22 protein-coding genes are annotated in these 26,632 nt (G+C 64.6%); 15 read left to right on the top strand and 7 right to left on the bottom strand.

Annotated features, from left to right (window positions below; translation table 11 throughout):
* Positions 1-87: 87 nt before the first annotated feature.
* Together ACSHT2_RS03330 and ACSHT2_RS03325 are read left to right on the top strand one after the other, a co-directional pair.
* The gene (locus ACSHT2_RS03330) at positions 88-279 is read left to right on the top strand and encodes a hypothetical protein (RefSeq protein ID WP_035713295.1); all 192 of its coding nucleotides are present in this window, start codon (positions 88-90) and stop codon (positions 277-279) included.
* Between the two features lie 353 nt (positions 280-632).
* Positions 633-953 (top strand): DUF1476 domain-containing protein, encoded by a 321-nt coding sequence (locus ACSHT2_RS03325; RefSeq protein ID WP_440640374.1) that lies wholly within the window; start codon positions 633-635, stop codon positions 951-953.
* A 16-nt stretch (positions 954-969) separates the two neighbouring features.
* Here ACSHT2_RS03325 and ACSHT2_RS03320 read toward each other — a convergent pair whose 3' ends face one another.
* Positions 970-1,548, bottom strand: a complete 579-nt coding sequence (locus ACSHT2_RS03320; protein WP_440640373.1) for a TIGR00645 family protein — start codon at positions 1,546-1,548, stop codon at positions 970-972.
* A 213-nt stretch (positions 1,549-1,761) separates the two neighbouring features.
* Between ACSHT2_RS03320 and ACSHT2_RS03315 the strand changes: the two genes are divergently transcribed.
* The gene (locus tag ACSHT2_RS03315; protein WP_440640372.1) at positions 1,762-1,998 is read left to right on the top strand and encodes a hypothetical protein; all 237 of its coding nucleotides are present in this window, start codon (positions 1,762-1,764) and stop codon (positions 1,996-1,998) included.
* A gap of 236 nt (positions 1,999-2,234) precedes the next feature.
* Here ACSHT2_RS03315 and ACSHT2_RS03310 read toward each other — a convergent pair whose 3' ends face one another.
* Positions 2,235-2,378, bottom strand: a complete 144-nt coding sequence (locus ACSHT2_RS03310; protein WP_440640371.1) for a hypothetical protein — start codon at positions 2,376-2,378, stop codon at positions 2,235-2,237.
* Between the two features lie 774 nt (positions 2,379-3,152).
* Here ACSHT2_RS03310 and ACSHT2_RS03305 point away from each other — a divergent pair.
* A complete protein-coding gene (locus tag ACSHT2_RS03305) occupies positions 3,153-4,079 on the top strand; it encodes a septal ring lytic transglycosylase RlpA family protein (protein ID WP_440640370.1) in 927 nt (308 codons plus the stop codon).
* Here ACSHT2_RS03305 and ACSHT2_RS03300 read toward each other — a convergent pair.
* A complete protein-coding gene (locus tag ACSHT2_RS03300) occupies positions 4,073-5,029 on the bottom strand; it encodes an alpha/beta fold hydrolase (protein ID WP_440640369.1) in 957 nt (318 codons plus the stop codon). The genes ACSHT2_RS03305 and ACSHT2_RS03300 overlap by 7 nt on opposite strands.
* A gap of 153 nt (positions 5,030-5,182) precedes the next feature.
* Between ACSHT2_RS03300 and ACSHT2_RS03295 the strand changes: the two genes are divergently transcribed.
* The 9 genes from ACSHT2_RS03295 (at position 5,183) to ACSHT2_RS03255 (ending at position 14,937) form a co-directional block, all read left to right on the top strand.
* Positions 5,183-6,445, top strand: coding sequence for a D-alanyl-D-alanine carboxypeptidase family protein (locus ACSHT2_RS03295; RefSeq protein ID WP_440640368.1), 1,263 nt, complete (start codon positions 5,183-5,185; stop codon positions 6,443-6,445).
* Positions 6,446-6,447: 2 nt separating this feature from the next.
* Complete coding sequence (gene tmk, locus ACSHT2_RS03290) at positions 6,448-7,134, top strand: dTMP kinase (RefSeq protein WP_440640367.1); 687 nt, start codon at positions 6,448-6,450, stop codon at positions 7,132-7,134.
* A complete protein-coding gene (locus ACSHT2_RS03285) occupies positions 7,131-8,177 on the top strand; it encodes a DNA polymerase III subunit delta' (RefSeq protein ID WP_440640366.1) in 1,047 nt (348 codons plus the stop codon). Before tmk ends, ACSHT2_RS03285 begins: the two co-directional genes overlap by 4 nt.
* 110 nt (positions 8,178-8,287) lie before the next feature.
* Positions 8,288-10,264, top strand: a complete 1,977-nt coding sequence (metG, locus tag ACSHT2_RS03280) for a methionine--tRNA ligase (RefSeq protein ID WP_440640365.1) — start codon at positions 8,288-8,290, stop codon at positions 10,262-10,264.
* 12 nt (positions 10,265-10,276) lie between these two features.
* The gene (locus ACSHT2_RS03275) at positions 10,277-11,053 is read left to right on the top strand and encodes a TatD family hydrolase (protein WP_440640364.1); all 777 of its coding nucleotides are present in this window, start codon (positions 10,277-10,279) and stop codon (positions 11,051-11,053) included.
* Between the two features lie 13 nt (positions 11,054-11,066).
* Positions 11,067-11,864 (top strand): MBL fold metallo-hydrolase, encoded by a 798-nt coding sequence (locus ACSHT2_RS03270; protein ID WP_440640363.1) that lies wholly within the window; start codon positions 11,067-11,069, stop codon positions 11,862-11,864.
* A gap of 146 nt (positions 11,865-12,010) precedes the next feature.
* Positions 12,011-12,604, top strand: coding sequence for a TRAP transporter small permease (locus ACSHT2_RS03265; protein ID WP_440640362.1), 594 nt, complete (start codon positions 12,011-12,013; stop codon positions 12,602-12,604).
* Between the two features lie 2 nt (positions 12,605-12,606).
* Positions 12,607-13,920, top strand: a complete 1,314-nt coding sequence (locus tag ACSHT2_RS03260) for a TRAP transporter large permease (RefSeq protein ID WP_440640361.1) — start codon at positions 12,607-12,609, stop codon at positions 13,918-13,920.
* A 39-nt stretch (positions 13,921-13,959) separates the two neighbouring features.
* Positions 13,960-14,937, top strand: a complete 978-nt coding sequence (locus tag ACSHT2_RS03255) for a TRAP transporter substrate-binding protein (RefSeq protein ID WP_440640360.1) — start codon at positions 13,960-13,962, stop codon at positions 14,935-14,937.
* A gap of 59 nt (positions 14,938-14,996) precedes the next feature.
* Here ACSHT2_RS03255 and ACSHT2_RS03250 read toward each other — a convergent pair whose 3' ends face one another.
* The 3 genes from ACSHT2_RS03250 to ACSHT2_RS03240 are packed head-to-tail and all read right to left on the bottom strand — an operon-like array spanning position 14,997 to position 19,592.
* Positions 14,997-16,646 (bottom strand): acyl-CoA synthetase, encoded by a 1,650-nt coding sequence (locus tag ACSHT2_RS03250; RefSeq protein WP_440640359.1) that lies wholly within the window; start codon positions 16,644-16,646, stop codon positions 14,997-14,999.
* A 21-nt stretch (positions 16,647-16,667) separates the two neighbouring features.
* Positions 16,668-18,557 carry a TRAP transporter large permease gene (locus ACSHT2_RS03245; RefSeq protein WP_440640358.1) on the bottom strand — a complete coding sequence of 630 codons (1,890 nt, stop codon included), beginning with the start codon at positions 18,555-18,557 and terminating at the stop codon, positions 16,668-16,670.
* Positions 18,558-18,572: 15 nt separating this feature from the next.
* Entirely contained in the window at positions 18,573-19,592 is a 1,020-nt protein-coding gene (locus ACSHT2_RS03240; protein ID WP_440640357.1) for a TRAP transporter substrate-binding protein, read from the bottom strand.
* Positions 19,593-20,670: 1,078 nt separating this feature from the next.
* On the opposite strand from ACSHT2_RS03240, the gene ACSHT2_RS03235 reads away from it, so the two are divergent.
* Both ACSHT2_RS03235 and ACSHT2_RS03230 read left to right on the top strand, forming a co-directional pair.
* Complete coding sequence (locus tag ACSHT2_RS03235; protein WP_440640356.1) at positions 20,671-21,951, top strand: metallophosphoesterase family protein; 1,281 nt, start codon at positions 20,671-20,673, stop codon at positions 21,949-21,951.
* Complete coding sequence (locus ACSHT2_RS03230) at positions 21,951-25,433, top strand: AAA family ATPase (RefSeq protein WP_440640355.1); 3,483 nt, start codon at positions 21,951-21,953, stop codon at positions 25,431-25,433. Before ACSHT2_RS03235 ends, ACSHT2_RS03230 begins: the two co-directional genes overlap by 1 nt.
* A gap of 230 nt (positions 25,434-25,663) precedes the next feature.
* Here the strand turns inward: ACSHT2_RS03230 and ACSHT2_RS03225 are convergent, their stop codons facing one another.
* Entirely contained in the window at positions 25,664-26,539 is an 876-nt protein-coding gene (locus ACSHT2_RS03225) for a ferritin-like domain-containing protein (RefSeq protein WP_440640354.1), read from the bottom strand.
* Positions 26,540-26,632: the final 93 nt, after the last annotated feature.

Raw genomic sequence — 26,632 nt, 5'->3', positions numbered from 1 at the left:
GGTTGTTTTCGCAATCTTCATGACCGGGCCTATGCCCGTGAGCGGGACCATGCGGGAACTTTTTCCTCGCCGCGGCGTTGATTTGGCATGACTGAAGACCTTTCCTTCCGACGCAAACCCCTGACCCCGGAACAGCGCCAGGCGCGCGATGCGGCGCGCCGGATCGAGGCCGAGAAGGCCATGCGCGACCATGAAGCAGCGCAGAAGGCGTTTTACGCCAACAAGGAACGGCTACGGGCCGAGCGCCTGGCGCGTGAAGCGGCGGCGCCGAAGGACTGAGCTGACGCGCTTGCTGCCCAATCCGTGAATCGTTTCTCCCGGCGGCCTCTTTGCCGCTTGTGCCGCTTGGTGGCGACCTTCAGCGGTCCGCTTCGCGCAAGGTTCAGGGTGGAGAGAGCGCGTTGCTACAGGCAGATCCGTTCAAGCCTTCGAAACTCCGGCAGCTCACTGTTCGGGCGTCAGCTCTCGATGTCTCCGCTCCATGCGGCGCCGTGCACCCGCGTGCATCGGCAGGCTTGACGGCGTTCGGCTTCCGGGAGGAAGCTTCAGATGATCCTAAACTGACGTGAAGCACGGAGACTTTCGCTCCCAACAAGTCCGATCCTCATCAGCGAACCAGAATGGAGCTGACCATGACCACGTTCGACAAGCGCGAGCAGGGCTTTGAAGCCAAATTCGCTCACGACGAGGAGTTCATGTTCAAAGCCGCCGCGCGATCCAACAAGCTGCTCGGGCTGTGGGCCGCAGGCCAGCTCGGGCTTAGCGGCGATGCCGCGGCAAGCTACGCAACCGCGCTGGTGACGGACCATCTGGAGAGCCGGACGATCGACGATGTCGTCGGCAAGGTGTCAGGCGATCTCGCAGACAAGGGCGTCGTGCGTGAGCAGGTCGCGCAGAAGCTTCAGGAGTGTCTGCACCAGGCGCTGGCGCAGCTCGAGGCGGACAAGCAATGAGACCGGCCGCAGCGCTTCATTCGGCGTGCTTGCGCGGGCCTGAGTCGCTGAGCTTGTCGACATAGGCAATGCCGATCGCCGACACGACGAAGGTGAGGTGGATCAGCACCTGCCACATCACGGCGGTTTCGGTGAAGCCGGCGCGGTTGGAGCCGAGATTGCCGGCCTCGATGAAGGTGCGGAGCAGCGCGATCGAGGAGATGCCGATGATAGCCATGGCGAGCTTGATCTTCAGGGCGCTCGCATTGACATGGCCGAGCCATTCCGGTTCGTCGGGATGGCCCCGGAGCTCGAGCCGCGAAACGAACGTCTCGTAGCCGCCGACGATGACCATCACGAGCAGGTTGGAGATCATCACGACGTCGATCAGCGCCAGCACGCTCATCATGATCTGCTGCTCGGTGAGGTCGAGGGCGTGCCAGGAGAGGTGCCAGAGCTCCTTGAGGAAAAGCGCGATGTAGACGCATTGCGCCACGATCAGCCCGAGATAGAGCGGCAGTTGCAGCCAGCGCGAGCCGAAGATGATCGTCGGCAGCAGGCCGAGCTGCGGCGAAGGCGGGCGGGGGCCAGTTCCGGGGTCAGGCACCAACGACATTCAGGCCTCATCCTCGCATTCGGACGATCTCGCCGTCATGTACCCCGACAAGATGGCCGGCGGAAGACGCGACGCGCTTGCCGCCTTCCATGGGCAGTGCCGTTTCGTGCTACGGTGCCGACCGGCCGTCGCGCGACGGCCGCAAGCCGGAGGTGGGGAGTGTCTCGGAGCGGCCTTGGCAAGTGGTCCGCCGCAATCTTATGCGCTGGCGCCATGCTGGTCGGTGCAGGTGGCGGCGAGGTCTCGGCGACGCCGCTGACGCCGTTTCGCTACGAGGCGCAGGCGCAGCGTCATTGCCCGCATGACAGGGTGGTCTGGCTCGACTTCAGGAAGGGCCTCTACTACCGCAAGGGTCAGAAGCGGTATGGCGAGGGATTTGACGGCAGCTTCGTCTGCCTGAGCGAGGCCCGCGACAACTTCTACCGTCGTTCACTGTTGGGTCTGCGCTGAGCGGCACGTGATCCAGGCTTGCGAACGCGCCGGCTATTGCTGCGCCGCGATGGAGCTATCTTGAGAGGAGCCTCAGGCAAATGCCAGGGCCACGAGGCTCGAGCAGAGCAGCACCAAGCCGCCCGCGGTCAATGCCAGGAAGCCATCGGATACGAAGTCATGGTTGCGCATGGGACACCTGCTGCTCTCGTCTCCGATGCTGGATCGGATTCATCAAAATTGTCCGAACGCGCCGGCTATTTCTGCGCCGACAGCTTGACCGGCACGTGCGGGGAGGTGCTGATGACCCGGGGACTTCCATCCGGATAGGTGCGGTCGCCGCGGATCAGGGATTCCAGGACCAGGAAGAATTTCTCGGCAAGCATCTGCGTCACCCTCATCGGTGATGGCCTCTCGTAATTGGTCGAGGTGCCGAACGCAGAAATTCAATCAACAGAATGGGAGCGGGACAGTCGCGCTTGCTGCGCCGCGATGGAGCTATGTTTGGAGATGGGAAGCAGGGGCCTCAGGCAAATGCCAGGGCCACGAGGCTCGAGCAGAGCAGCACCAAGCCGCCCGCAGTCAACGCCAGGAAACCATCGGATACGAGGTCATGGTTGCGCATGGGACACCTGCCGCTCTCGTTTTCGATGCGCGATCGGATCCATCAAAATTGTCCGAACGCGCCGCCTTGAAAGGGGTGATGCTTGCCGCCCGCGCGAGTGCCTTTAGGCCCTCGTGCGGTAACCTTCGAAGGCATGGGCCAGGAAGATCCCCGCGCTTACCAGACCCATCAGTGCCGAAACCGTCTCGATCATCGTTAAATTCCAATCCGCCCCTGCGAGCCGAGAAAACGCGTGCGGCCTTGCACAGTCAAAAGAATTTCGGTGAGCGCCACAACAATGGGGGTGGAGTGAGGATTTGGCGCAACAGCTTGTCCAGCCGTGGCACAGAGCAGGGCGCCCAGGTTCCGTAGTTCAACGGGAGGAAGCGAACCTCCCGTTTACCATCCCGGCGTGATCGCTGTGGGCTCCCCATTTCCGCCGTGTTCGGGTTGCGTTATCCCTACTACTTCCGAAGCGGTGGTGGGCCGCCTTGGAGTCAGAGGACCGGACAGCGCTCTCCGTCACCAAAGCGGGTTGGGCACGCCTCCGGCGGAATGGTATTTGGGGCGCATGGGGATCCGACGGTCAGATTCGTTTTTGCGGGCCGCGCGCGGTGTTGCGGCGGTCGCGACCTGCCTCGCGCTCGCCAACTGCGCCTCGTCCAGCAAATTCGCCAGCCGCGTTGATCCGAAATACGGCGTGTCCTCGAGCCCCCGGGTGGTGGCCTGGGGCGAACCGGTCCCGAAGGGCGGTGGCACCTACCGTGTTGGCAAGCCCTATGTCGTGGCGGGCCGGACCTACGTGCCGGAGGAGGACGTCAACTACCGCGCCGAGGGCATGGCGTCCTGGTATGGCGACGATTTCCACGGCCGCCTGACCGCCAACGGCGAAGTGTTCGACATGACCTCGCTGACCGCGGCGCATCCGACCCTGCCGATGCCGTCCTACGCGCGGGTGACCAATATCTCGAACGGCAAGTCGCTGATCGTCCGCGTCAATGATCGCGGGCCCTATCACGGCAACCGCCTCATCGACGTCTCGAACAAGGCCGCCGAACTCCTTGAATTCAAAGGCAATGGTGTCGCCAGGGTTCGTGTCGAATATGTCGGACGGGCGCCGCTTGAGGGCTCCGACGACCGTCAGCTGATGGCTACTTTGCGCACCGGCGTTCCGGCGCCGTCGCCCTCGATGGTCCGTGTCGCCTCGGCGAAGCCGTTTGTGCCGGAGTTGCCGTCCTCGGGCCGCGGCGCCATTCGCGGCGAGATCCCGATGCCGGAAGGGCGCCCCTATAGTCTCGGCAACACCTCGGCCGACATGGCATCGCTCAATGCGACCTCGGAAATGTCGGCCTCGAGCCGCAGCCGGGGACGGGCGCTCCAGAACGCCCGCGCCGTGTCCTATGACGAGGACCGGCGCCACGTCGCCGAGAGCGCGCCCTCGTCGGGCGATGGCGCCGCCGAGGCTCGCAACATCCTGAGCGGACGCGGGCTCTACTGAGCCGCACTCGCCGTCAGGAATTTCACCAGCGCCGCGTTCACCTCGTCGGGCCGCTCCTGCTGCACCCAATGGCCGGCGCCCTCGAGGATCAGCTTGCCCTTGAGATTGGGCAGCACCCGCTCGAGCTCATTGACGCGCTTGGCCCCGATCAGGCCGGTGATCACTGCGTCCCTCGAGCCTGCGATGAAGAGGGAAGGCTGGTGGATCTGGGCGTCCTGCCAGGGCGCGGTCAGTTCCCAGTTTCGATCGATGTTGCGGTACCAGTTCAGCCCGCCGCGGAAGCCGGATTTGCGGAAGGATTCGGTGAAATAGGCCAGATCAGCCTCGCTGAGCCAGGCGGGCAACGGCTCCTCGGCGGTCGCGTGGCTGAGAAAGCCCTTGCCCTCCTGCACGAACATGGCCGCGGACGGATCGGCGAGGCCGCGTCCGGCGAGCACGATGCGCATGGTGCGGCCAACGTCTCGCTCGAGTTCAGCCTCGGCGACGCCGGGCGCCTGGAAATACTGCCAGTAGAAATTGGTGATACCGCCCTGGCGCAACAGGTCGAGCGGCTTGCCGCGGCCGCGGAACGGCGGCGGCACGCTCAGGCCCGCGACGGCCGTGAAGATGTCGGGCCGGAACAGCGCCGCGTGCCAGGCGACCGGCGCGCCCCAATCGTGGCCGACCACCATTGCCTTGGTCTCGCCGAGCGCCTGGACGAGACCGACCACGTCACCGACCGTATCGAAGATCGAGTAGGCCGCAACGTCAGGCGGCGCTGCGCTTCGGCCGTAGCCGCGCATGTCGGGCGCGACGACGCGAAACCCGGCTTCGGCGAGCGCGGGGATCTGGTGGCGCCAGGAGTAGGACAGTTCCGGCCACCCATGGCACAGAACCACCAGCGGACCCTGGCCGGCTTCGCGGACGAACAGCTCGACCCCATTGGCCTTGATCGTGCGGGTTGAGGACATTCGCTTTTCCGCCTTGTTTCAGGGGTTTGGTCAGGAAATATGAGATGCCACGATAGGGGCGCGAGGAGAATCGTGCAATCTCAGGGCAAGCGTCCAACCGCGTGTTGTTCGCATCTGTTCCAACTGTTAGAACGCCTGTCTCAGGGCTTCGCCATGGCATTTCGTCTTCCTTCGCTTCGTCGCAACTGGCTCACCGCCGGAACGCTGGCGCGCGGGCTGATCGCTGCGGTTCTGGTGGCGGGGATCGGCTGGGGCGGGACGCTCTATGCCGCCAACCAGAGCGTCCAGGGCGCCAAGAAAGCAGAAGAGGCCGGCTTCGATGGCGATGCCCCGACTGCGATCCTGATCGAAGCCTCGAGCGGCAGCGTGCTGTTCGAGAAGAACGCCGACGAGCTGCGCGCGCCCTCGAGCATGATGAAGCTGATGACCGCGGAGGTCGTCTTCAATGCGATCAAGAAGGGCGACGTCAAGCTGACGGACGAATACCGGATCAGCGAGAATGCCTGGCGCCGGGGCGGCGCGCCCTCGGGCGGCTCGACCATGTTCGCGGCCATCAACAGCAAGGTCTCGGTCGACGATCTCCTGCACGGCGCCATCATCCAGAGCGGCAACGACGCCTGCATCGCGCTTGCCGAAGCCATGGCGGGCAATGAGCGGATCTTTGCGGCCGATTTAATGACCAAGCGTGCACGCGAACTCGGTCTCACCAAATCGACCTTCGCCAATTCCAACGGTTTGCCCGACCCCGGCAACAAGATGACGGTGCGCGAGCTCGGCATGCTCGCCCGACATATCATTCTCGACTTTCCCGACTTCTACAAACTGTTCGGCGAGAAGGAGTTCACCTGGAACAAGATCCGCCAGTTCAACCGCAATCCGCTGCTCAATTCGATGGAAGGCGCTGACGGTCTCAAGACCGGCTACACCAAGGAAGGCGGCTACGGCATGGTGGGCTCGGCCGTGCAGAACGGCACGCGGCTGATCGTCGTCGTCAATGGACTCGAAGACTCCGAGGATCGCGCCACGGAAGCCAAGAAGATGCTGGAATGGGGCTTCCGCAATTTCGAGACCCGCATCCTGTTCGCGGCCGAGCAGCCCGTCGGTTACGCCAAGGTGTTCGGCGGCGAGAGCCGCTCGGTCAAGCTCGTCGCCAAGACGCCGGTGAAAGTGATGGTGCACAAGAACGGCAGCGACAAGCTGATTGCGCGCCTCGTCTATAGCGGCCCGGTGCGCGCGCCGATCGAGGCCGGCCAGCGGGTCGGCGTGGTCAGGGTTTGGCGCAGCGGCAACATCGCGGTCGAGACGCCGGTCTATGCGGCCGAAGCAATCGGTACGGGTTCGACCATGCGCCGTGCGATCGACGGCGCCAGCGAGCTCGTGATCGGCATGTTCCGCGCAGGCGCCGAGAAGCTCTGATCATGAGTGAGAGCGCGGTACAGCGGCCGTCCGGACGCGGACGCTTCATCACCTTTGAAGGGGGCGAGGGCGCGGGCAAGTCGACCCAGATCAAGAAGCTCGCTGACCGCCTCAAGGCGGCAAAGCTGCGCATCCGTGTCACGCGCGAGCCGGGCGGCTCGCCGGGCGCCGAGATCATGCGTCACCTTGTGCTGTCGGGCATGGGCAAGCTGCTCGGCCCCGAGGCGGAGACGCTGCTGTTTGCCGCCGCGCGCGATGACCATGTCCGCACCGTGATCCAGCCAGCGCTCAACCAGGGCACCTGGGTGCTGTGCGACCGCTTCGCCGACTCGACGCGGGCCTATCAGGGCAGTCTTGGCCGCGTACCGGCCGGCCTGATCAACGCTATGCAAAGGGTCACGATCGGCGATCTCAAGCCGGACCTCACCATCATCCTCGATTTGCCGGTCGAGATTGGGCTGCAACGCGCCGCCGCGCGCCGCGGCAGCAGTACGCCTGACAGGTTCGAGGCCGAGAAGCTCAGCTTCCATGAGGGCCTCCGCGAGGCCTACCGCAAGATCGCGGCGGAGGATCCGGCACGCTGCGTGCTGATCGACGCCAATTCCGACCCGGACACGGTCGCCGAGCGCGTCTGGACCGCGCTGTGCGAACGTCTGCTTCCCACGCCTGCATCGGTGGTATCGGTATGAGCCCACGTCAGGCCGAGCGCGAAACCGCCATTCCCCATCCGCGTGAGACGTCGCGGCTGTTCGGCCATCGTGAGGCCGAGGCCGCGCTGCTGACGGCCTATCGCAGCGGGCGCATTCCGCATGCCTGGCTGATCGGCGGGCCGCAAGGGATCGGCAAGGCGACGCTGGCCTATCGCATGGCGCGCTTCGTGCTCGCTCATTCTCAGCCGCTGGCACCCGCCGTGCAGCGCGCCGAAGATCTTGCGATCGATCGTGACGACGCCGTCGCGCGGCAGGTGGCAGCCGGCTCGCATGGCGGCCTGCTGGCGCTGGAGCGGACCGCCAATGATCGCGGCGTGATGCGCACGGTGATCACCGTGGACGAGACGCGCGAGACGATCGCGTTCTTTGGCTCGACCGCGGCGGCCGAAGGCTGGCGCGTCTGCATCGTCGACACCGTCGACGAGCTCAATCCAAACGCGGCCAACGCGCTTCTGAAGATTCTCGAGGAGCCACCCCAGCAATCGCTGTTCCTTCTGGTGAGCCACGCGCCCGCGCGCGTGCTCGCCACGATCCAGTCGCGCTGTCGCAAGCTGCGCCTGCGGCCGCTCGCCACGGATGACGTGATCGCGGCCGCAGCTTCGGCTGCCGGGCTCGATCCGAACGATCCCGCGCTGCGCGAGGCGGCCGAGGCCTCCGAGGGAAGCGTCGCACGGGCGCTGACGCTGCTCGGCGGCGACGCCCTGAAACTTCAGCAGCGCACGGCGGCGCTGCTTGCGCGCCTGCCGCAGGTCGATCCGCGCGAATTGCACACGCTCGGCGATTCGCTCGGCACCAGCGACCGCGTCGCGCTTGCTGCCTTCATCGACGGCATCGACCGCTGGATCGCGGAGCGCCTGCATGCGGATGAGGCCAATGCGAACCAGAACCTGCCGCGCCTTGCGCGCCTAGCTGAGGTATGGGAAAAGATCGTCCGCGCCGCGCGCGACACCGAAACCTACAATCTGGAGCGCAAGCCCTTGGTCTTCTCGGTGTTCGGCTGGCTGGCGGACGCAACGCGCTAGAGCATGATCCGGAAAAGTGCGGAGCGGTTTTCCGAAAAGATCATGCGCAAAACAACAACCTAACGCAGGTTCGTTTCCAAATTTCGGACAAGCCGGTAAAGGAATTCGTGGTGGCAACGCGAGCTAAGAAGACCGTTAAAGGCAAGCGCAGCAAGAAGAAGGCTGCCAAGAAGGCCGTGAAGAAAGCCGCCGGGAAGGCCGTGAAGGCGCGCGCGACCAAAGCCGTCAAGAAGAGCAAGAAGGCTGCCGCCAAGAGGGGCGTGACGAAAGGCGCTACGAAGACGACAAAGCAGGCCGGAAAGAAGGCCGCGAAGGGACGGGTCGTCGCCAGGAAGGCTTCGACGAAATCAGCTGTCAAAAAGCCGGCCAAGGCTCCAGCGAAGAAGGTCGCGAAGAAGGCGGCTGCGCCTGCCGTGACCGCCGCGCCGACTCCTGCCGTCACGCCGCCGAAGGCCGTGAAGCCCAAGGTATCGAAGCCCAAGACTCCGCGTGCGCCGAAGCCGATCGCGGCTCCGCAGGTCGCCGCGGCCGTTGCCGCCCCCGCGCGCGACAACGTCTTCTACATCACGACCGCGATCGCCTATCCCAATGGCAGCCCGCATATCGGTCACGCCTATGAGGCGATCGCGACCGACGCGCTGGCGCGCTTTGCGCGACTCGACGGCAAGGACGTGTTCTTCCTGACCGGCACCGACGAGCACGGTCAAAAAATGGTTCAGACTGCTGCCAGTGAAGGCATGTCCGCCTCCGCGCTCGCGACCCGCAATGCCGGCCGCTTCAAGGATATGGACGAGCGACTGAACGTGTCGTTCGACCGCTTCATCCGCACCACCGAGGAGCAACACCATCGCTCCAGCCAGGAGATCTGGCGGCGCATGGAAGCGAACGGTGACATCTATGCTGACAGCTATTCGGGCTGGTACTCGGTCCGTGATGAGGCCTATTACGCCGAGGACGAGACGCGTCTGAACGACGACGGCGTGCGCTTGGGGCCACAGGGTACGCCGGTCGAATGGGTCGAGGAGAAGAGCTATTTCTTCCGCCTGTCGGCGTATCAGGACAAGCTGCTCAAGCTCTACGCGGATCACCCTGATTTCATCGGACCGGACTCCCGCAAGAACGAGGTGGTGAGCTTCGTCAAGGGCGGCCTGCGCGATCTCTCGATCTCGCGTACCACTTTCGATTGGGGCGTGAAGGTGCCTGGCGACGAAGAGCACGTGATGTATGTCTGGGTCGATGCGCTGACCAACTACATCACCGGCGTCGGCTTTCCCGATGAGAGCGACAGGAACTGGCGCTACTGGCCGGCCAACGTGCACATCATCGGCAAGGACATCATCCGCTTCCATGCGGTGTATTGGCCGGCCTTCCTTCTGTCGGCCGGAATCCCGCTGCCGAAGCGGGTCTATGCCCACGGCTTCCTGTTCAACAGGGGCGAGAAGATGTCGAAGTCGGTCGGCAACGTCGTCGATCCCTTCAATCTCGCCGACCAGTACGGCGTCGACCAGATGCGCTATTTCTTCCTGCGCGAAGTGCCGTTCGGCCAGGACGGCAATTACAATCACGAGGCCATCGTGGCGCGCATCAACGCCGATCTCGCCAATGATCTCGGCAACCTCGCGCAGCGTTCGCTGTCGATGATCGCCAAGCAGTTCGGCGGCGTGCTGCCCGAGCCCGGCGAGTTCAGCGACAACGACAAGGCGATTTTGGCGATGGCCGATGGCATGGTCGCGGCCAGCCGTGAAGCGATGGCGACGCAGCAGATCCATCAATGGCTCAACGCGGTCTGGGCCGTGGTCGCGGAAGCCAACCGCTATTTCGCCGGGGAGGCGCCATGGGCGCTCGCCAAGACCGATCCTGCCAGGCAGAAAACGGTGCTCTACGTCACCGCCGATGTCGTGCGCCAGATCGCGATCCTAGCTCAACCCGCGATGCCGACGGCCTCGGGCAAGCTGCTCGACAGCCTCGGCGTCCCCGAAACCGAGCGCAACTTCGCCATGCTCGGCGCCGCCAGGCGCATCGCGCCCGGCTCGACGCTGCCGGCGCCGACGCCGGCGTTCCCGCGCTACATCGAGCCCGCGGCCTAGGGGCGCCGAGCGATGCTGGTCGACAGCCACTGTCATCTGGATTTTCCGGACTTTGCGGATGATCTCGACGGGATCGTATCGCGGGCGCGAGCGGCCGGTATTGGCCGCATGGTCACCATCTCTACACGGGTGCGAAAGCTGAATCAGCTTCTGGCCATCGCCGAGCGCTACGACGACGTCTATTGCTCGGTCGGCACTCATCCGCACAACGCGGACGAAGAGGACGGTATCGCGCCGGACGAGCTCGTTGCCCTGACGCAGCACCCCAAGGTCGTCGCGCTCGGCGAGGCCGGGCTCGACTATTTCTACGACAACGGCTCGCCGGAGGCGCAGGCGAGGGGCTTTCGCGCCCACATCGCCGCCGCCCGCGCCACCGGCCTGCCGCTGGTGATCCACACCCGCGAAGCCGACGAGGACTGCGCACGGATCCTGGAAGACGAGGCGGCAAGGGGATCGTTTCGCGCCGTGCTGCATTGTTACACGGGCGGGCGCGAACTGGCGCTGAAGGCAGTGTCGCTTGGGCTCCATATCGGCTTCACGGGAATCCTGACCTTCAAGAAATCGGAAGCCTTGCGCGAACTCGCGGCCGAATTGCCGTCCGACCGTATCCTGGTTGAAACGGACTCGCCCTATCTTGCGCCGGGCAAGTTCCGCGGCAAACGCAACGAACCCGCCTATGTGGTCGAGGTCGCAAAAGTGCTCGCCGAGACGCGCGGGGTGTCGTTTGACGAAATCTCACGCCAGACCACCGAAAACTTCTTCCGCCTGTTCTCCAAGGTGAAAGCTTAGGACTGGAGCCGGCATGACGCTGACGCTGACGATCCTGGGTTGCGGCTCCTCCGCCGGCGTGCCGCGTCCGGCGCTCGGCTGGGGCGCCTGCGATCCCAACAATCCCAAGAACCGCCGTCGCCGATGCTCGCTGCTGGTCGAACGGACGTCCGAGCACGGCACGACACGCATCGTGATCGACACCTCGCCGGATCTGCGCGAGCAGTTGCTCTCGACCAACGTCGACCACATCGACGCAGTGTTCCTGACGCACGAGCACGCCGACCAGACCCACGGCATGGACGATCTACGCTCGGTCGTCATGCACATGCGCCGTCGTATCCCGACCTACTTCAACCAGTCGACCGCCAAGGACATCCTGTCGCGCTTCTCCTATTGCTTCATCTCGCCGGAGGGCAGCGACTACCCGCCGATCCTGACTCGGCATTCGATCGAGGCGGGCGAGAGCCAGACCGTTCTGGGGAAGGGCGGCGCCGTGACGATGACGGCCTTCCTGGTGCAGCACGGCAACATTCCCGCGCTCGGCTATCGTATCGGGGATGCCGCCTACACGCCCGACCTCAACGACATCCCGCGCGAGAGCTGGGGCGCACTGGAAAATCTGGACCTCTGGATCGTCGACGGCCTGCGCTACACCGGCCACGTCAGCCATTTCAGCATCAACGACGCGCTGTCCTGGATCGAGCGGTTCAAGCCGAAGCGCGCGGTCATCACCAATATGACCGCCGACGTCGACTACGAGGTCATCCGTCAGTCGCTACCGGCAGGCGTGGTGCCAGCCTATGACGGGCTGCGGCTGGAGACGCACTGAACCTGGGGTAGAAATTCCGGCCCGAGCCGGCATACTCCTTGCTTGCGCAGGCCCCATCATGTTGATCTAACGTTTGAAAGACAGGCGTTGGACAGGGCGAAATTCAGGCACGACCGCACGGGTCGATTGGATCGCCTTGTGTGAGGATGGGGATTGCGTTGGCAGGGGACGATGTAGCGGCTCGGGGGCCAGTGCGACGCGCTCTGGACCTCCTTTATCTCGGCGCGGGCTACGCCGCGGGCGTCTTCCTGGTCGCGATCTTCGCAATCATGATGGTCATGTCGGTCGGGCGCCAGTTTGCGATCAACATTCCCGCCGGCGATGATTTCGCGTCCTGGTGCATGGCCGCAATGGCTTTCCTCGGTCTCGCTCACACCTTCAAGCGCGGTGAGATGATCCGCGTTGGTCTGCTGCTGGAGCGTCTGCACGGGCGGACCAAGCAGATGGCCGAGATCGTGGCGCTCGGTATTGCCACCGCGTTCATCCTCTATTTCACCCGCTATGCCGTGCAGATGACCTACGACTCCTGGCGCTTCAACGATGTGGCGCAGGGTGTCGTCGCGCTTCCGCTCTGGATTCCGCAGCTCGGCTTTGCCGGCGGGCTTGCGATCCTGTCGATCGCGCTGATCGATGAAATGGTCAGTGTCGTCGGCGGCAACCGGCCGAGCTACGAGCGGGGGTCGCCGGATGAGACGCCGGACGAGTTCATCGAGCGCATCTCGCAGGGCGGCGGAGGTTGATCATGGCCAATCTCGGCATGATCGAGCTGTCGTTCGTCCTGCTCGGTGTCATGATCCTGCTGCTGGGAAGCGGCGTGTGGATTGCGGTCTCGCTTGGACTTGTCGGCTTCGTGGCGATGGCGCTGACGACGAGCCTGCCGCTCGGCGCCGTGCTCGCCACCACCACCTGGAGCGCCAGTTCCTCGTGGACGCTGGCCGCGCTGCCGCTGTTCATCTGGATGGGCGAGATCCTCTTCCGGACCAAACTGTCGGAAGAGATGTTCCGGGGGCTGTCGCCCTGGGTTCAGTGGCTGCCGGGGCGCCTGACCCATGTCAACGTGATCGGCTGCGGCATCTTTGCGGCGGTGTCGGGCTCCTCGGCGGCGACCTGCGCGACGATCGGAAAAATCGCGCTGCCTGAGCTCGACAAGCGCGGCTACGACAAGAGCCTGAGTCTCGGATCGCTCGCAGGCGCCGGCACGCTCGGCCTCCTGATTCCGCCCTCGATCCCGATGGTGGTCTACGCGGTCACGGCGAACGTCTCCGTGCTTCAGGTGTTCCTCGGCGGATTCCTGCCGGGTGTGCTCGTGATGGTGCTCTATTCGGGCTACATCATCATCTGGTCGCTCCTCAATCCCAAGAAGGTTCCGCCGCGCGATCCGCCGATGCCGTTCCGGCAGAAGCTGCAGGAGTCGGCGAAGCTCGCACCCTGCCTGCTTCTGATTCTGGCCGTGTTTCTTTCACTCGTGTTGGGCTTCGCGACCGCCACGGAATGCGCTGCATGGGGCGTCACGGGCGCGCTGCTGCTGGCGTGGTGGAGCGGCACGCTCACGCGCAAGAATTTGCTCGAGAGCATCATGAGCGCGACGCGCCTGACCTGCATGATCATGCTGATCCTGGCAGGTGCGGCCTACACCACGGCTGCGATGGCCTATACGGGCATTCCCGCCGCGCTCGCCACCTGGGTTCAGGGGCAGGAGCTGACACCTGGTATGCTCGCGCTCTATCTGAGCATCATGTACATCATCCTGGGATGCCTGATCGACGGCATCTCGATGATCGTTCTGACCGCCGTCATCGTGCTGCCGATGGTCAGGCAGGCCGGGCTCGACCTGGTCTGGTTCGGCGTCTATCTCATCATTCATGTGGAAATGGCGCAGATCACGCCGCCGGTTGGATTCAATCTGTTCGTGCTCCAGAACATGAGCGGTCGTGATACGTTCACCGTTGCACGGGCAGCGTTTCCGTTCTTCATCCTGCTGCTCGCTTCCGTGTTCATCATCACGGAGTATCCGCAGATCGTGATGTTTTTGCCCAAGCTCGCTTTCCCAGACTGACCGCATCCGGTTTTCAAGTTTACTGTGAGGAGAAGTCCAATGATGTCTCGTTTAGTTCGCGCATCCTTGATCGCCGGCGTCGTGATGGCTGCGACACCGGCCTTGGCCCAGACCAAATGGAATCTGCCGGCAGCATATCCTGCGGACAATCCGCACTCGGAGAATCTGGTCGCTTTCGCCAAGGATGTCGAAGCCGCAACCTCCGGCAAGCTCCAGATCACGGTCCATCCGGGCGCCTCGCTGTTCAAGGCACCCGACATCAAGCGCGCGGTGGTGACCGGGCAGGCGCAGATGGGTGAGGTGCTGCTGTCGATCCACGAGAACGAGGATCCGATATTCGGCGTCGATGTCGTGCCGTTCCTGGCGACCAGCTTCCCGGACGCGATGAAGCTGTATCAGGCGTCGAAGTCGCTGATTGCGAAGAAGCTCGATGCGCAGGGTCTCAAGCTGCTGTTCGTCGTGCCTTGGGCGCCGCAGGGCGTCTATGTCAACAAGCCGCTCGCGACGATCGAAGATATGAAGGGCCTGAAGTGGCGGGCCTACAATGTCGGGACCGCGCGCATCGGCGAACTGGTCGGCGCCCAGTCGGTCACGATCCAGGCGGCGGAACTGCCGCAGGCGCTGGCGACGGGCGTGGTGAACTCCTTCATGTCGTCGGGCGGCACCGGCTACGATGCGAAGGCCTGGGAGTCGCTCAAGTATTTCTATGACGTGCAGGCCTGGATTCCGAAGGACTACACCTTCGTCAACAAGGCCGCGTTCGAGGCGCTCGACAAGCCGACCCAGGAGGCCATCCTCAAGGCCGCCGCGACCGCGGAAACTCGCGGCTGGAAGGCCTGGCAGGACAAGAGCACCTGGTACATCGACCAGCTCAAGGCGAAAGGCATGACGGTCGAGCCGCCGAGCCCGGCACTCAAGGCCGGTTTCCAGAAGATCGGTGAACAGCTCACGGCCGACTGGCTCAAGAAGGCAGGCGCCGACGGTCAGGCGGTGGTCGACACCTACAAGAAGATGTGAGGACGGAGAGAGCTTCCGCTCGCCGTGTTCGGGCGGGCGGAAGGCTCTCCAGACGCTGTTTAGGCCGAGATCGCCTTCACTGAGCCGACTTCGTTACGCAGCAGGAATTTCTGGATCTTGCCGGTCGAGGTCTTCGGGATCGGTCCGAACACGACCGCCTTCGGCGTCTTGAAGCCGCTCATCTGCGAACGGCAGAAGGCGATGATGTCGGCCTCGCTGGCGCTGGCGCCGTCCTTCAGCTCGACGAAGGCGCAGGGCACTTCACCCCATTTCGGATCGGGCTTGGCGACCACGGCTGCGAACAGTATGGCCGGATGCTTGTAGAGGATGTCCTCGACTTCGACGGAGGAGATGTTCTCGCCGCCGGAAATGATGATGTCCTTGGAGCGGTCCTTGATGATGACGTAGCCGTGCTCGTCGAGCACGCCGAGGTCGCCGGTGTGAAACCAGCCGCCCTCGAAGGCTTCCCTGGTCGCCTTCTCGTTCCTGAGATAGCCCTTCATCACGATGTTGCCGCGGAACATGACCTCGCCGATGGTCTCGCCGTCGCGCGGCACCTCCTGCATCGTCTGCGGGTTGATGACGGTGACGCTCTCCTCGAGCGGGTAGGGCACGCCCTGCCGGCGCTTCATGCGCGCGCGTTCCGCGGGCGGAAGGTCGTCCCATCCGGGCTGCTCGGCGCAGACCGAGGCGGGACCGTAGACCTCGGTCAGGCCGTACACATGCGTCAGCTTGATGCCGATGCTTTCGGCGCCTTCCAGCACCGCGACCGGCGGCGCAGCGCCTGCGATCAGGCCGACGACGCGGTGGGCCGCATTGCCTTTGGGCGCATCGGGTGCGTTGATCAGCGTGTTGTAGACGATCGGCGCGCCGCACATGTGGGTGACGCCGTGCTGCTTGATCAGCTCGAAGATCCTGGTCGGCTCGACCTTGCGCAGGCAGACATTGATGCCGGCGGCGGCCGCAATTGCCCACGGGAAGCACCAGCCATTGCAGTGGAACATCGGCAACGTCCAGAGATAGACCGGATGCTGGCCGAGATTGCCGGCAAGGATGTTGCTGACGGCGTTCAGGTACGCGCCGCGATGATGGGTGACGACGCCCTTGGGATTGCCCGTGGTGCCCGAGGTGTAGCTCAGCGCGATGGCGTCCCATTCGTCCTGCGGCAGGACGGCGGTGAATGCCGGATCGCCTGCCGCGACCGCCGCCTCATATTCGATCTCGCCGATGCGCTTGCCGCCCTTGAACGCGGCGTCGTCGACGTCGATCACCAGCGGCTTGGGGCCTGTCATCTGCGCGAGCGCGTCGCTGATGACACCCGAAAACTCGGGATCGACCAGGATGATCCTGGCGCCGCCATGTTCGAGCTGGAACGCGATCGAGGGCGCATCGAGACGGATGTTGAGAGCGTTGAGCACGGCGCCGGTCATGGGCACGGCGAAATGCGCCTCGTTCATCGCCGGAATGTTCGGCAGCATCGCCGCAACGGTATCGCCCACGCCGATGCCCTTGCCCGCGAGATAAGAGGCAAAGCGGCGGCAGCGCTCATAGGTTTGCGCCCAGGTGAAGCTGCGGCCCTCGTAAACGGTGCTGACGTGATCGGGATAGACGGCGGCGCTGCGCGCGATGAAGCTCAGCGGGCTCAGCGGCACATAGTTGGCGGGAGTCTTTTCGAGGCCGATATTGTACGGGTTCTGCCGCTCACTCATCGACACACTCCTTAAATCGCGTCAAAGAAATCCGATCGAGATCCAGGGGAAGATCGCGACGATGATCAATCCCACCAGCAGCGCCAAAAGATAGCCCCAGATCGGCCTGATGCCCTCAGCCGGATCGACGCGTCCGATGGCGCAGGCGGCATAATAGCCGACGCCGAATGGCGGGGCGAATAGCCCGATACCCATGGCGAGAATGATCACCATGGCATAGTGGACCTCGTGCACGCCGACGGCGCGGGCGATCGGGAACAGCAGCGGTCCGAACAGCACGATGGCCGGAATGCCCTCCAGCACACTGCCGAGGATGGTGAAGGCCAGGATCGACACGGCAATGAAGGTCGCGGCCCCGCCCGGCAATCCCGTCATGGCGGCGGCCAGCGAGCGCGAGAATCCGGATTGGGTCAGGCCCCAGGCCATGCCGGTCGCCGTGCCGATAATCAAGAGGATCGCGCCCGAGAGTGCCGCGGTTTCGACCAGCATCGGAAACAGCCGCCGCCAGTCGAAGCGGCGGTAGACGAGGAGGCCGACGAGGGCGCCATAGACGATGCCGATGGTGGAGACCTCGGTCGCGGTCGCGATGCCCTCGACGACGGCGTAGCGGATCACGAAGGGCAGCGCGAGCGCGGGCAGGGCGATGATGAAGGTCCTGCCGATCTCGGATGCCGTGGCGCGGCGGACATGGCTCATGTCCTCGTGGCGGTAGCGCCACCACACCAGCATGCACAGCGTGATCGCGAGCACGACGCCGGGCAAGAGGCCGCCCGTGAACAGCGCTGCGATCGAGACGCCCGTGACCGAGCCGATCGTGATCAGCACGAGGCTCGGCGGAATGGTCTCGGTCTGGGCGCCCGTCGCCGCAAGAAGCGCGACGAGGTCGCCAGGCTTGGCACCGCGCTCTTTCATCTCGGGAAACAGCACGGGCGCAACTGCGGCCATGTCGGCGGCCTTGGCGCCGGAAATGCCGGAGACCAGGTACATGGCGCCGACAAGCACGTAATGCAGGCCGCCCCTGATATGGCCGAGCAGGCTCGCCAGGAACGCCACCATGGCCCGCGCCATGCCGGTCATCTCGATCAGGAGGCCCAGGAATACGAACAGGGGCACCGAGAGCAGGATGAGGTGGCTCATGCCCTCGTCCATCCGCCCGACCAAGACCATGACTGGCGTCCGCGTGGTCAGCGCGAGATAACCGAAGATCGCCAGGCCAAAGCCGAACGCAATGGGAACGCCGGCAAAGACGCAGAATCCGGCAACGCCGACGAAAAAGACCACGAGATTAAGATTGCCCAGCGGCCGCAGGAGCGGCTCCGCCAGCCAGAACAGGCCGATCACGGCGGCAACGGTGACGACGGCCGTTGCGACCATCCGGTAATCGGCCGCGCGCAGCAGCCGCAGCAAGGCAAAGGCTGCCATGAGGCCGATCCCGACCGGCAGCGCGGCGGCGCGCCACATATTCGAGATCTGGAGCGCCGGAGTGGTGATGTAGCTCTCTTCATAGGCATAGTCGCAGGACGGCCAGACGATCAGCGCCAGAAACGCGAGCGCCGCGCAGGTCGCGACCAGATCGAGATAGGCCCGCATCGCAGGCTTGGCGCTCGCGACGATCGCGGTCATGCGCATGTGCTCGGAGCGGCGGAATGCGACAGCCGCGCCCAGCATGGCCAGCCACAGGAACAGGATCGAGGCGAGCTCGTCGGACCAGATCAGCGGCCGGTGCAGGCCGTATCGCGCGACCACCCCGGCGAACAGAATCACGATTTCGGCGACGACGAGAATCGCCGCCGGGACTTCGACGAGGAGGCCGAGCACGCGTTCCGTTGACCCCAGCAACGAAGGTCGGCGAGGGGACTGCACAGCCACCTCGCCCGTTACTTCGGTCGCCTCAATCTCGATATGAGCCATGACGGCCCCGACGCGTTACGACAGCTTGCCGACGGCCTTCTCCAGGAGGTCCCAGGCCTGATCGCCGTACTTGCCCTTCCACTCGGCATAGAAGCCGGCAGACCGGAGCTTTTCGCGGAATGGCGCCACGGCCGGCTGGTTGAAGGTCAGGCCCTTGGTTGCGAGCTCCTGCTGGAGGCCGGCATTGAGCTTGGCGGTGTCCTCGCGCTCCTTCACGGCCGCGGCATTGATGTTCTTGGCGACGATGGTGCGCACGTCCTGCGGCAGCTTTTCCCAGGCCCTGCGGTTGGCCAGGAACCAGAAGCCGTCCCACATGTGGTTGGTCAGAGAGCAGTACTTCTGCACCTCGTAGAGTTTTGCGGTCGAGATGATCGCCAGCGGGTTCTCCTGGCCCTCGACGATCTTGGTCTGGAGCGCCGAATAGACCTCGCTGAAATTGATCGAGGCGGGCGCCGCATCGAACGCCTTGAACATCGAGGTCCACAGCGGCGACACCGGCACGCGGATCTTGAAGCCCTTGAGGTCGTCAGGACCGGTGATCGGCTTGGTCGACGACGTGGTCTGGCGGAAGCCGTTGTCCCAGATCTTGTCCATGACCTCGAGGCCGGCCTTCTTGATCTCGCCGCGGACATGGGCGCCGAGATCGCCGTCCATGGCCTTCCAGACCGTGGCGTAGTCCGGGAACGCGAAGCCGATGCCGTTGATGGACGCCGCCGGAACCAGGGTCGACAGGATCAGTCCCGACAGCGTGAAGAACTCGACGCCGCCGGAGCGGATCTGGCTCAGCATGTCGGTGTCGGACCCGAGCTGGTTGTTCGGGAAGATCTGCAGGTCGAACTTGCCGCCGGTCTCGCTCTTGATCGCCGCGGCCATCTCCTTGGCGCGCACGTTCATCGGATGGGTGTCGGGCAGGTTGTTGGCGTATTTGTAGGTGAACTCGGCGCTCTGGGCGCGGGCCACATGGGGCGCACTGAGGCCGCCCAGGACCGCGGTCGCGGCGGAGGCCTTGAGAAGCGTGCGTCGGGAAAAGCTCATGGGTCTGCTTCCTCGGAAGGTTTGTTGTTGTTTTGAGATGCAAACCTATACGGACGGTCGGCCTTAAGGTCATCTGCGATCTCGCGAGGCCTCGCTTATTGCAGCCGGACAAGGTCACGGCAATATCGGCGTTCGGCATACGGGTCCGGTCTCAAAATCTGAAAAACAACCCCATGCACAGTAGCGGTCGAGAGCCGAGGCGACGGTCGAGACGCCACCGAGAATGGCCGCTCAAGCGAAGGTGCTGCAGCAGGAATGTCGTCTAAATATTTGATCTGATTGTAGATAAATATATTCCATAATATACCTTATGCGAATTACAGGTATGGGTTGACGGATTGGGTCGGCCGAACCCCCACGGCTACCGAGATCCCCGCTCCCGGCGGACAAGCCGGGCGCTGAGCGTGGATCTCGAGAAACATGCAGATGGTCCAAACCGCCGTTCGCACCTCCAGACACAACGTGCAGTACCTGCGCGCGATCTTCGTCGACCACCCGCATCAGCGCGCCTTGGTGCCGCCTTTGATACCGTAGTGAGGACTGTGTTCAACGGGCTCGGTGCGACGCCGGGACGCGTGCCGTAGGCCCGATCCAGGCTACCGGTGTGCCCTTGAAGCGGGGGCGAGTTGGCGTTTGCCGGTGGATGGACGGATGGCGTTGGCCGACGCCCTGCCCGGCGCCGAGTTTGCGGCCGAGCGGCGGCTCGTCCGTATCACCCGGCGGTACTGCACCAACCTTCTGGCCCAGTTGACTGCCAAGGGTCCGGGTCCCCCTACGGCGACACGACGCTCCGCCTGCGATTGAGCCCGGCATGGTGGGCCTCGATCGAGACGACCATGGAGCAACCGAAGCGCGGCCTCATCAAGCCGGAGGACACAGTTGCGGTGACGGCGACGGGGCATGAGATCTTTGGCGAGGGTGGCCGGGGGTGGAATTTGGATGGAGCATGAGCTAGCCGCGGACCGAGCCAAATCCACACTTCATCCACACCTAAGACGGTTGGCGCGTCTCCACCACAACGGAGAAATGGCCCGGATGCTATAGGGTCTCGTGATTCGATGGATTGATGAGGCGCTCGATGTCGGCGTTCCGTTTCGTACATGCAGCCGATATCCACCTGGACTCTCCGCTGCGGTCTCTCGCTTTGCGGAATCCGGAGCTAGCGGAGCTGATCGGCAACGCCAGTCGGCAGGTTTTCGTCCGCATCGTCGACCTCTGTCTCGATGAACGCGTCGACGCACTCCTGCTCGCCGGTGACCTCTACGACGGCGACCAAACGTCGATGAAGACCGCGCGCTTCCTGACCGAGCAGCTGCGGCGCCTGCATGCCGCCAACATCCGCGTCTTCATCATTCGCGGCAATCACGATGCCTTGTCGAAGATCACCAAGGAACTCGTGCTTCCGGACAGCGTGACCGTGTTCGGCCAAAGGGCCGACGCCGTCGAGCTGTCACGAGATCGCGGCGCGCAACCGATTTGGGTGCACGGCATCAGCTTCGCCAAGCCGCAGGTGCCGGAAAGCTTGCTTGGCAAATACAGGCCGCCTGTCGCGGGGGCGATCAACATCGGGCTCATGCACACCAGCCTGGACGGCGCGGCAGGCCACGACGTTTACGCGCCGTGCAGCACGGCCCATCTCGCCGGGTCTGGCTTCCGATATTGGGCGCTCGGGCACATCCACAAGCGCTCCGCGACCGAGGGGGCTTGCGCCATCGTGATGCCGGGCATCCCGCAGGGCCGCGACGTCGGCGAAAGCGGACCAAAGTCGGTCACGCTGGTGAGCGTCCTGGCCGATGGATCGTTGTCGCTCGACGAACGCGTCGTCAGCATGGCTCAATTCGAGCGGGTGGCCGTCGACGCGTCCGGGCTGGCGGACTGGCGCCAACTCGCCGCACGCATCGAGAGCGCGCTGGGTGAAGCGTCCGATCGCTCGGCGTCCGATCATCTCGTCGCACGCTTGTCCGTCTACGGTGCGACGCCGCTGGCTTGGACGATCCGACGCGATGCCGATCTTCTCCACACAGAGGCCGAGAGCCGCGCGGGAGCGATCGGCACTGTCTGGATTGAGAAGCTCGAGGCAAACTGTCGACGGCCGGCCCTCGTCGATCCCGCCGACAGCTCCGACCCCGTCGAGGTGCTTCGCCGAACCATGAGCGACGAGATCGTGGGGTCCGAGGCATTCCGCGCCCAAGCGCAGATCATCGTCGACAGTCTGCTCGACCAGCTTCCCGCCGAATGCCGGCGCGTCCTCGCGCCGGACGAGACCGGTCTCGCCCTGCTCATCGGGCAATTGTCCGACGAGGGCTCCGAAGAGGTCCTTGCGCGCCTGATGGCCGCCGGTGCCGAGGGAGCACGCTGATGCGCATCCGCAAGCTCGGACTGAGGCGTTACGGCAAATTCACCGACACGGTGCTCGACTTCGGCGCCCGCCTCGAGGACGGCCCGGATCTTCACATCGTCTACGGGCCCAACGAGGCTGGCAAATCGACGGTGATGTCGGCCGTCATGGACCTGCTGTACGGCATCCACACGCAGAGCAAGCTCAACTTCCTGCACCCCTACCCGACCATGCGGATCGAGGCCGAGATCGAGCATTCCGCTGGCCTGCGCAGACTTTCGCGGGTCAAGAAGCTTCAAAACAGTCTGCTCGACGATGCGGACCGGCCGATTCCCGAGACCGTGCTGCTCGGCGAGCTCGGAGGATTGGACCGAAACGCCTATCAGACCATGTTCTGCCTCGACGATGAGACGCTGGAGTCCGGTGGCGAGAACATCCTCGCCAGCAAGGGAGATCTCGGCACTCTCCTCTTCTCCGCCACCGCAGGTCTTACTGACCTGAGCGCAAGGCTTGCGTCTGTGCGAGAGGACGCGGACGTCTTCTTCCGGCCCGGCAAGCGCACGGGCGTGCTGTCCGATCTCAAGAAGGAGCTTGCCGCCCTGAAGGAGGAGCGCGACAAGATCGACACGCTCGCGTCGGAGTTCTCCCGACTCGTCCTCGAGCGCGACCAGACGGCCGCGGCCTATGACGGCGCTGTCGCCCAGCGCGGACGAACGCAGTCGCGGATCGACGAGATCGGGCAGCTCCTCAACGCCCTGCCCCGGCTTCAGGCCGTTCGCAGGCTCCGCGCGGAGATCGAGCCGCTCGCCGGCTTGCCGGACGCTCCCGCGGCGTGGGCGAGCGACCTCCCCGATCTGATAACGCGGCAGACGAAGTTGCAGACGCAGGCGCAGGCAACCGATGAGGAGATCGCGCGACTGGAGCGCACGATCGCGGAATCGATCGTCAACGAGGCGGCTTGTCGTCTTCAGGACCGTATCCAGGACCTCATGGATCTGCGCGCGCGCTTCGTCACGGCGGAAAAGGACCTGCCTGACCGCAAGCTTGCCCTGGGCCTCGCCGAGCAGGCGGTGTCGCGGATTCTGGCCCGCATCAACCGAGCCTCGGACCCGGCCCCGCTGCGATTGATTCTGTCGACGGAGAAGACCGGGCCGCTCCACGATCTGATGGAACAGCGATCCGGCATCGACACGGCGATCAACGGAGCCGAGACCGAGCTTGCAAAGGCGCGCGACGCGCTGTCTGAGGCCGAGGCCAAGCTCGGGGACGAGGGGCGCAGGATCGATGGATCGGCGGCGCGCGCGCTTGAGCTTGCGGTCGGGACGGTTCGCCAAAGCGACGCCGCCGCGCGCCTGCGTGCGGCGGATCGTACCCGCCAGGAGCGATCCGAGGAGTTCGACGGCGCGCTCGCCGCGCTGCATCCCTGGGCCGGCGGCAGAGACGCGCTTGTCACGGTCCTGGTTGCACGCCCGGACCAGTTGGAGGCGTGGACGGCGACCGAGGCGAAACTCTCCCAGAACATCGCGCTCCAACAGAAGGACATCGATCGCCTCGACGCCGAGGCGCTGCAACTCCAGCGCAGGAGCGAGGCGCTCGCCTCAGTCGCGGGCGCCATCAGCGACCGGGAGGTCGGCGAAGCTAGGTCGGCACGCGAAGCCGCTTGGGCCGCCCACAAGGACAGGCTGGATGCGACGACGGCTGCGGTTTTCGAAGCCGAGATGCGGAAACTCGATCTCATCTCGGAACAGCGCTTGAGCCATGTCGGCAGCGTGGCGGAACTCAACAAGGCGCTGCTTGATTGTGCCGACATCCGGACACGGCGCGAACAGGCTGTGCGGTTGCTCCAGGCGAGTTTGCAGCAGCGGGACGCGCTCGCCGCGGATATCGCCGCCGCCGCTCGCGCCATCGGCGGAGGGCTCGATGAGACCATCAGTCTCGCGGGACTGAAGCTTTGGCTTCAGAAGCGCGAGCGAGCAATCGAGCTCCGCACGCGCTTGATCGGCGCGGAACGTGAATCGCGGCAGGCGCTCGCCGACGTCACGACCGCGCGGGAGCGGCTGGCGACGGCACTATCGGCGGCGGGCGTCACGCTTTCGGCGGACGCGGATATCCAGGCGCTCTTGGCTGCTGGCCAGGCCACTCTCGACCGCGAGGCCGTTATGAAGGCATTGCGGACAGCGGTCGACGATCGTCGACGCGACCTGACGTCGCGCAAGACAAAGCGCGAAGAGGCGCTGGGAGCGGAGCGCGCCTGGAGCTCTCAGTGGCTGCAAGCCTGCGCCGCGTGCTGGCTGGGCGACAACGACAGCCGACCGACCATCGGGACCGTGAGGGAGACGCTGGACGCATTGGCCGAGCTTGGGCCTGAGTTGGAGAAAATGGCCGGGCTAACCGACCGCATCGCGAAGATGGAGCGCGACCTGGTGCAGTTCCGGACCGAGGTCGAGAACCTGGCATCGGCGATAAGCCTCGCTCCGCGGCCATTCGACGTTCTCGGGCTATACCAATCCATCGTGAGCGAGGTCGCCGACGCGACGAAGACGCTGGAGCGGAGGCAAAACGCCGAAGCCGCCGTTCTGGCCGAACGGGACGAGGCTCGCGAGCTCGCCGAACAATGGGCGCAAGTCGAGGCTCAGGCGAAGCGAATGATGGATGTCTTCAAGGTCGGCTCGTTGACTGAGGTCGGCGTGTGTCTACGCCAGGTCGCACGCCGGTCCGAACTGACGGCGCGTCTGTCCGAGGCGCGCGACGAAATGCTCGAGGCCATTGGGCTCGAGACCGTCGAGCAGGCCGAGACGGTCCTCGACACCCTGGATCGAGCGGCACTCGAAGCCGAGATGACCGAAAGGCGCTCGCGCTTCAGCAACGAAGACGAGCAAATCCGCGATCTGTTTGCCGCGAAGACGAAGGCCGACGAGAGCATCGCCAGAGTCGGCGGCGATGCCGCCGTCGCGTTCATCGATGCGACACGGCGAACGGTGCTGTTGACGATCGAGGACAGGGCGCGGGCTTATCTCCGGCTCAAGCTCGGGACCGCCGCGGCCGACAGCGCCTTGCAGGCCTATCGCGACCGGCACCGCAGTTCGATGATGGCCCGGGCCTCCGAGGCCTTCTCGCTCATCAGCCGAGGCGCCTACTCCGAGCTGGTGACCCAGCCGTCGAACGGCAGCGAGGTTCTGATCGCGAAGGGAGCGGACGGCAGCTCGAAGATTGCGTCCGAGCTGTCGAAGGGAACGCGGTTTCAGCTCTACCTGGCGCTGCGTGTCGCAGGCTATTACGAGTTCGCTCGGACGCATGCGCCGGCCCCCTTCCTTGCGGACGATATCATGGAGACGTTCGACGATTTCCGCGCCGAGGAAGCCTTTCGGCTGCTGTCCGGAATGGCCGCCCAAGGCCAAGTGGTGTATTTCACCCACCATCGCCATCTCTGCGAGATCGCCAAGGCCGTCGCGCCGGCCGCGGTCGTCCACGATCTCCGATCGGAGTTGCGCATCGCTTCTTGAAGCTTCAACCGCTCTCAGGGCTTCATGGTGCTACGGCCTCCAAAGTACCAGACCAAGCCATTGAAGATGCAGGAAGGTCGACCATCCAAGCCGTCGTTCCGCAGGCTCCTTCATTCCGAGACGCTCCCCTTGGCGAGCCCGGAATTCATCGGGCGGAGGAGCCAGCGAAGCAATGGATTCCGGGTTCGGTGCTTCGCCGCACCCCTGAAGGAGCAAGGTGAGCAGCTAATTTAGTCCGCCAAGAGCGACCGCAGCCAGGCCAATCTCGAGATCGCTTGCTCGGCAAGTTGCTGCAGGCTTTCGACGCGGGCCGCATCGGTCGCGCGCTCGGCGCCGTCGAGGTAGCCATCGACCAGGGTTTCGGCGATCTCCAGTGGATCCTTTTGTTCCATGGAGGCCGGAAAACTGCCGAGGCCCGCGGCGGCATCGGCCATCTCAACGGTCTGTTGGCGAATTTCTCGCGTCCGGACGGCGGCCGGCCCGCTCTGGCGCTGTTCGATCTCGCCAAGTTGCGCAACCAGGCGAAGCTCGAGCGTTCGCGCATCAATCGGCGGCTGAGGCGGGGCGGATGCCTCGGCGCTATCCCGTTCGTGTTGACGATGATAGGCGCGGCGCCTCTCCTTCCGCAGCGTGGCGACATGGCCGAGTTCCTCTTTGGCCATGGCCTCGGACGCCTTCTTGACCTCGGGATCGCGCGAATAGGCTGCAAGATAGGACCAGAAGGCGAAGGCGCGTTCCTCGTTGCGGACCGCCATGGCCAGCGCGCGGTATGGCGTCATCAAACGGGATGTTTTCACTTCGGCGGCCGTTTCCGGATCGAGAGGTTCCGGCGCTTCCCAGCGCACCAGGGCGGGATCCGGGCTCTTGCCGCGGCGCGATTGCGACCACTGTGCGACACTGTCGACGTGCTCGCGCTCGGCGGCAGCGAGTTGGGTGAACACGTCCGCGAGATCATCCTTGCCCTGCCCGCGCATGTCGCCGGCAAGAGCATCGTACCGATCGGCCGCCTCCTGCTCCATTGCGTGCGCCAGCGCAAAGAGCTCGTCGAGAGACTCCAATACACCTCTGGGCTCAGCGCTCAGCAATGAAGTGCGCAGCAGTGGCATGGCGATGGCTCCAAATGCATAGTTCGGATTCGGTTCCGCGCGAACACAAATATTTCCGCAGGGTTGACAGATGCGGTTGCGCGCGATGACTGT

The sequence above is a fragment of the Bradyrhizobium sp. PUT101 genome (genome assembly GCF_052043945.1).
Taxonomy (GTDB): Bacteria; Pseudomonadota; Alphaproteobacteria; order Rhizobiales; family Xanthobacteraceae; genus Bradyrhizobium.
This window is presented reverse-complemented; position numbering and strand designations above follow the sequence as displayed.

Bases quoted from the DNA above. Each gene is read 5' to 3' on its own strand.
- ACSHT2_RS03240 (WP_440640357.1), bottom strand. From the start codon at position 19,592: ATGAGCTTTTCCCGACGCACGCTTCTCAAGGCCTCCGCCGCGACCGCG.
- ACSHT2_RS03305 (WP_440640370.1), top strand. From the start codon at position 3,153: ATGGGGATCCGACGGTCAGATTCGTTTTTGCGGGCCGCGCGCGGTGTT.
- ACSHT2_RS03260 (WP_440640361.1), top strand. From the start codon at position 12,607: ATGGCCAATCTCGGCATGATCGAGCTGTCGTTCGTCCTGCTCGGTGTC.
- ACSHT2_RS03330 (WP_035713295.1), top strand. From the start codon at position 88: ATGACTGAAGACCTTTCCTTCCGACGCAAACCCCTGACCCCGGAACAG.
- ACSHT2_RS03270 (WP_440640363.1), top strand. From the start codon at position 11,067: ATGACGCTGACGCTGACGATCCTGGGTTGCGGCTCCTCCGCCGGCGTG.
- ACSHT2_RS03295 (WP_440640368.1), top strand. From the start codon at position 5,183: ATGGCATTTCGTCTTCCTTCGCTTCGTCGCAACTGGCTCACCGCCGGA.
- ACSHT2_RS03265 (WP_440640362.1), top strand. From the start codon at position 12,011: ATGGGGATTGCGTTGGCAGGGGACGATGTAGCGGCTCGGGGGCCAGTG.
- ACSHT2_RS03325 (WP_440640374.1), top strand. From the start codon at position 633: ATGACCACGTTCGACAAGCGCGAGCAGGGCTTTGAAGCCAAATTCGCT.
- ACSHT2_RS03235 (WP_440640356.1), top strand. From the start codon at position 20,671: ATGTCGGCGTTCCGTTTCGTACATGCAGCCGATATCCACCTGGACTCT.
- ACSHT2_RS03315 (WP_440640372.1), top strand. From the start codon at position 1,762: ATGCTGGTCGGTGCAGGTGGCGGCGAGGTCTCGGCGACGCCGCTGACG.
- ACSHT2_RS03245 (WP_440640358.1), bottom strand. From the start codon at position 18,557: ATGGCTCATATCGAGATTGAGGCGACCGAAGTAACGGGCGAGGTGGCT.
- ACSHT2_RS03230 (WP_440640355.1), top strand. From the start codon at position 21,951: ATGCGCATCCGCAAGCTCGGACTGAGGCGTTACGGCAAATTCACCGAC.
- ACSHT2_RS03320 (WP_440640373.1), bottom strand. From the start codon at position 1,548: ATGTCGTTGGTGCCTGACCCCGGAACTGGCCCCCGCCCGCCTTCGCCG.
- ACSHT2_RS03285 (WP_440640366.1), top strand. From the start codon at position 7,131: ATGAGCCCACGTCAGGCCGAGCGCGAAACCGCCATTCCCCATCCGCGT.
- ACSHT2_RS03310 (WP_440640371.1), bottom strand. From the start codon at position 2,378: ATGAGGGTGACGCAGATGCTTGCCGAGAAATTCTTCCTGGTCCTGGAA.
- ACSHT2_RS03250 (WP_440640359.1), bottom strand. From the start codon at position 16,646: ATGAGTGAGCGGCAGAACCCGTACAATATCGGCCTCGAAAAGACTCCC.
- ACSHT2_RS03300 (WP_440640369.1), bottom strand. From the start codon at position 5,029: ATGTCCTCAACCCGCACGATCAAGGCCAATGGGGTCGAGCTGTTCGTC.
- ACSHT2_RS03255 (WP_440640360.1), top strand. From the start codon at position 13,960: ATGATGTCTCGTTTAGTTCGCGCATCCTTGATCGCCGGCGTCGTGATG.
- ACSHT2_RS03275 (WP_440640364.1), top strand. From the start codon at position 10,277: ATGCTGGTCGACAGCCACTGTCATCTGGATTTTCCGGACTTTGCGGAT.
- ACSHT2_RS03225 (WP_440640354.1), bottom strand. From the start codon at position 26,539: ATGCCACTGCTGCGCACTTCATTGCTGAGCGCTGAGCCCAGAGGTGTA.
- tmk (WP_440640367.1), top strand. From the start codon at position 6,448: ATGAGTGAGAGCGCGGTACAGCGGCCGTCCGGACGCGGACGCTTCATC.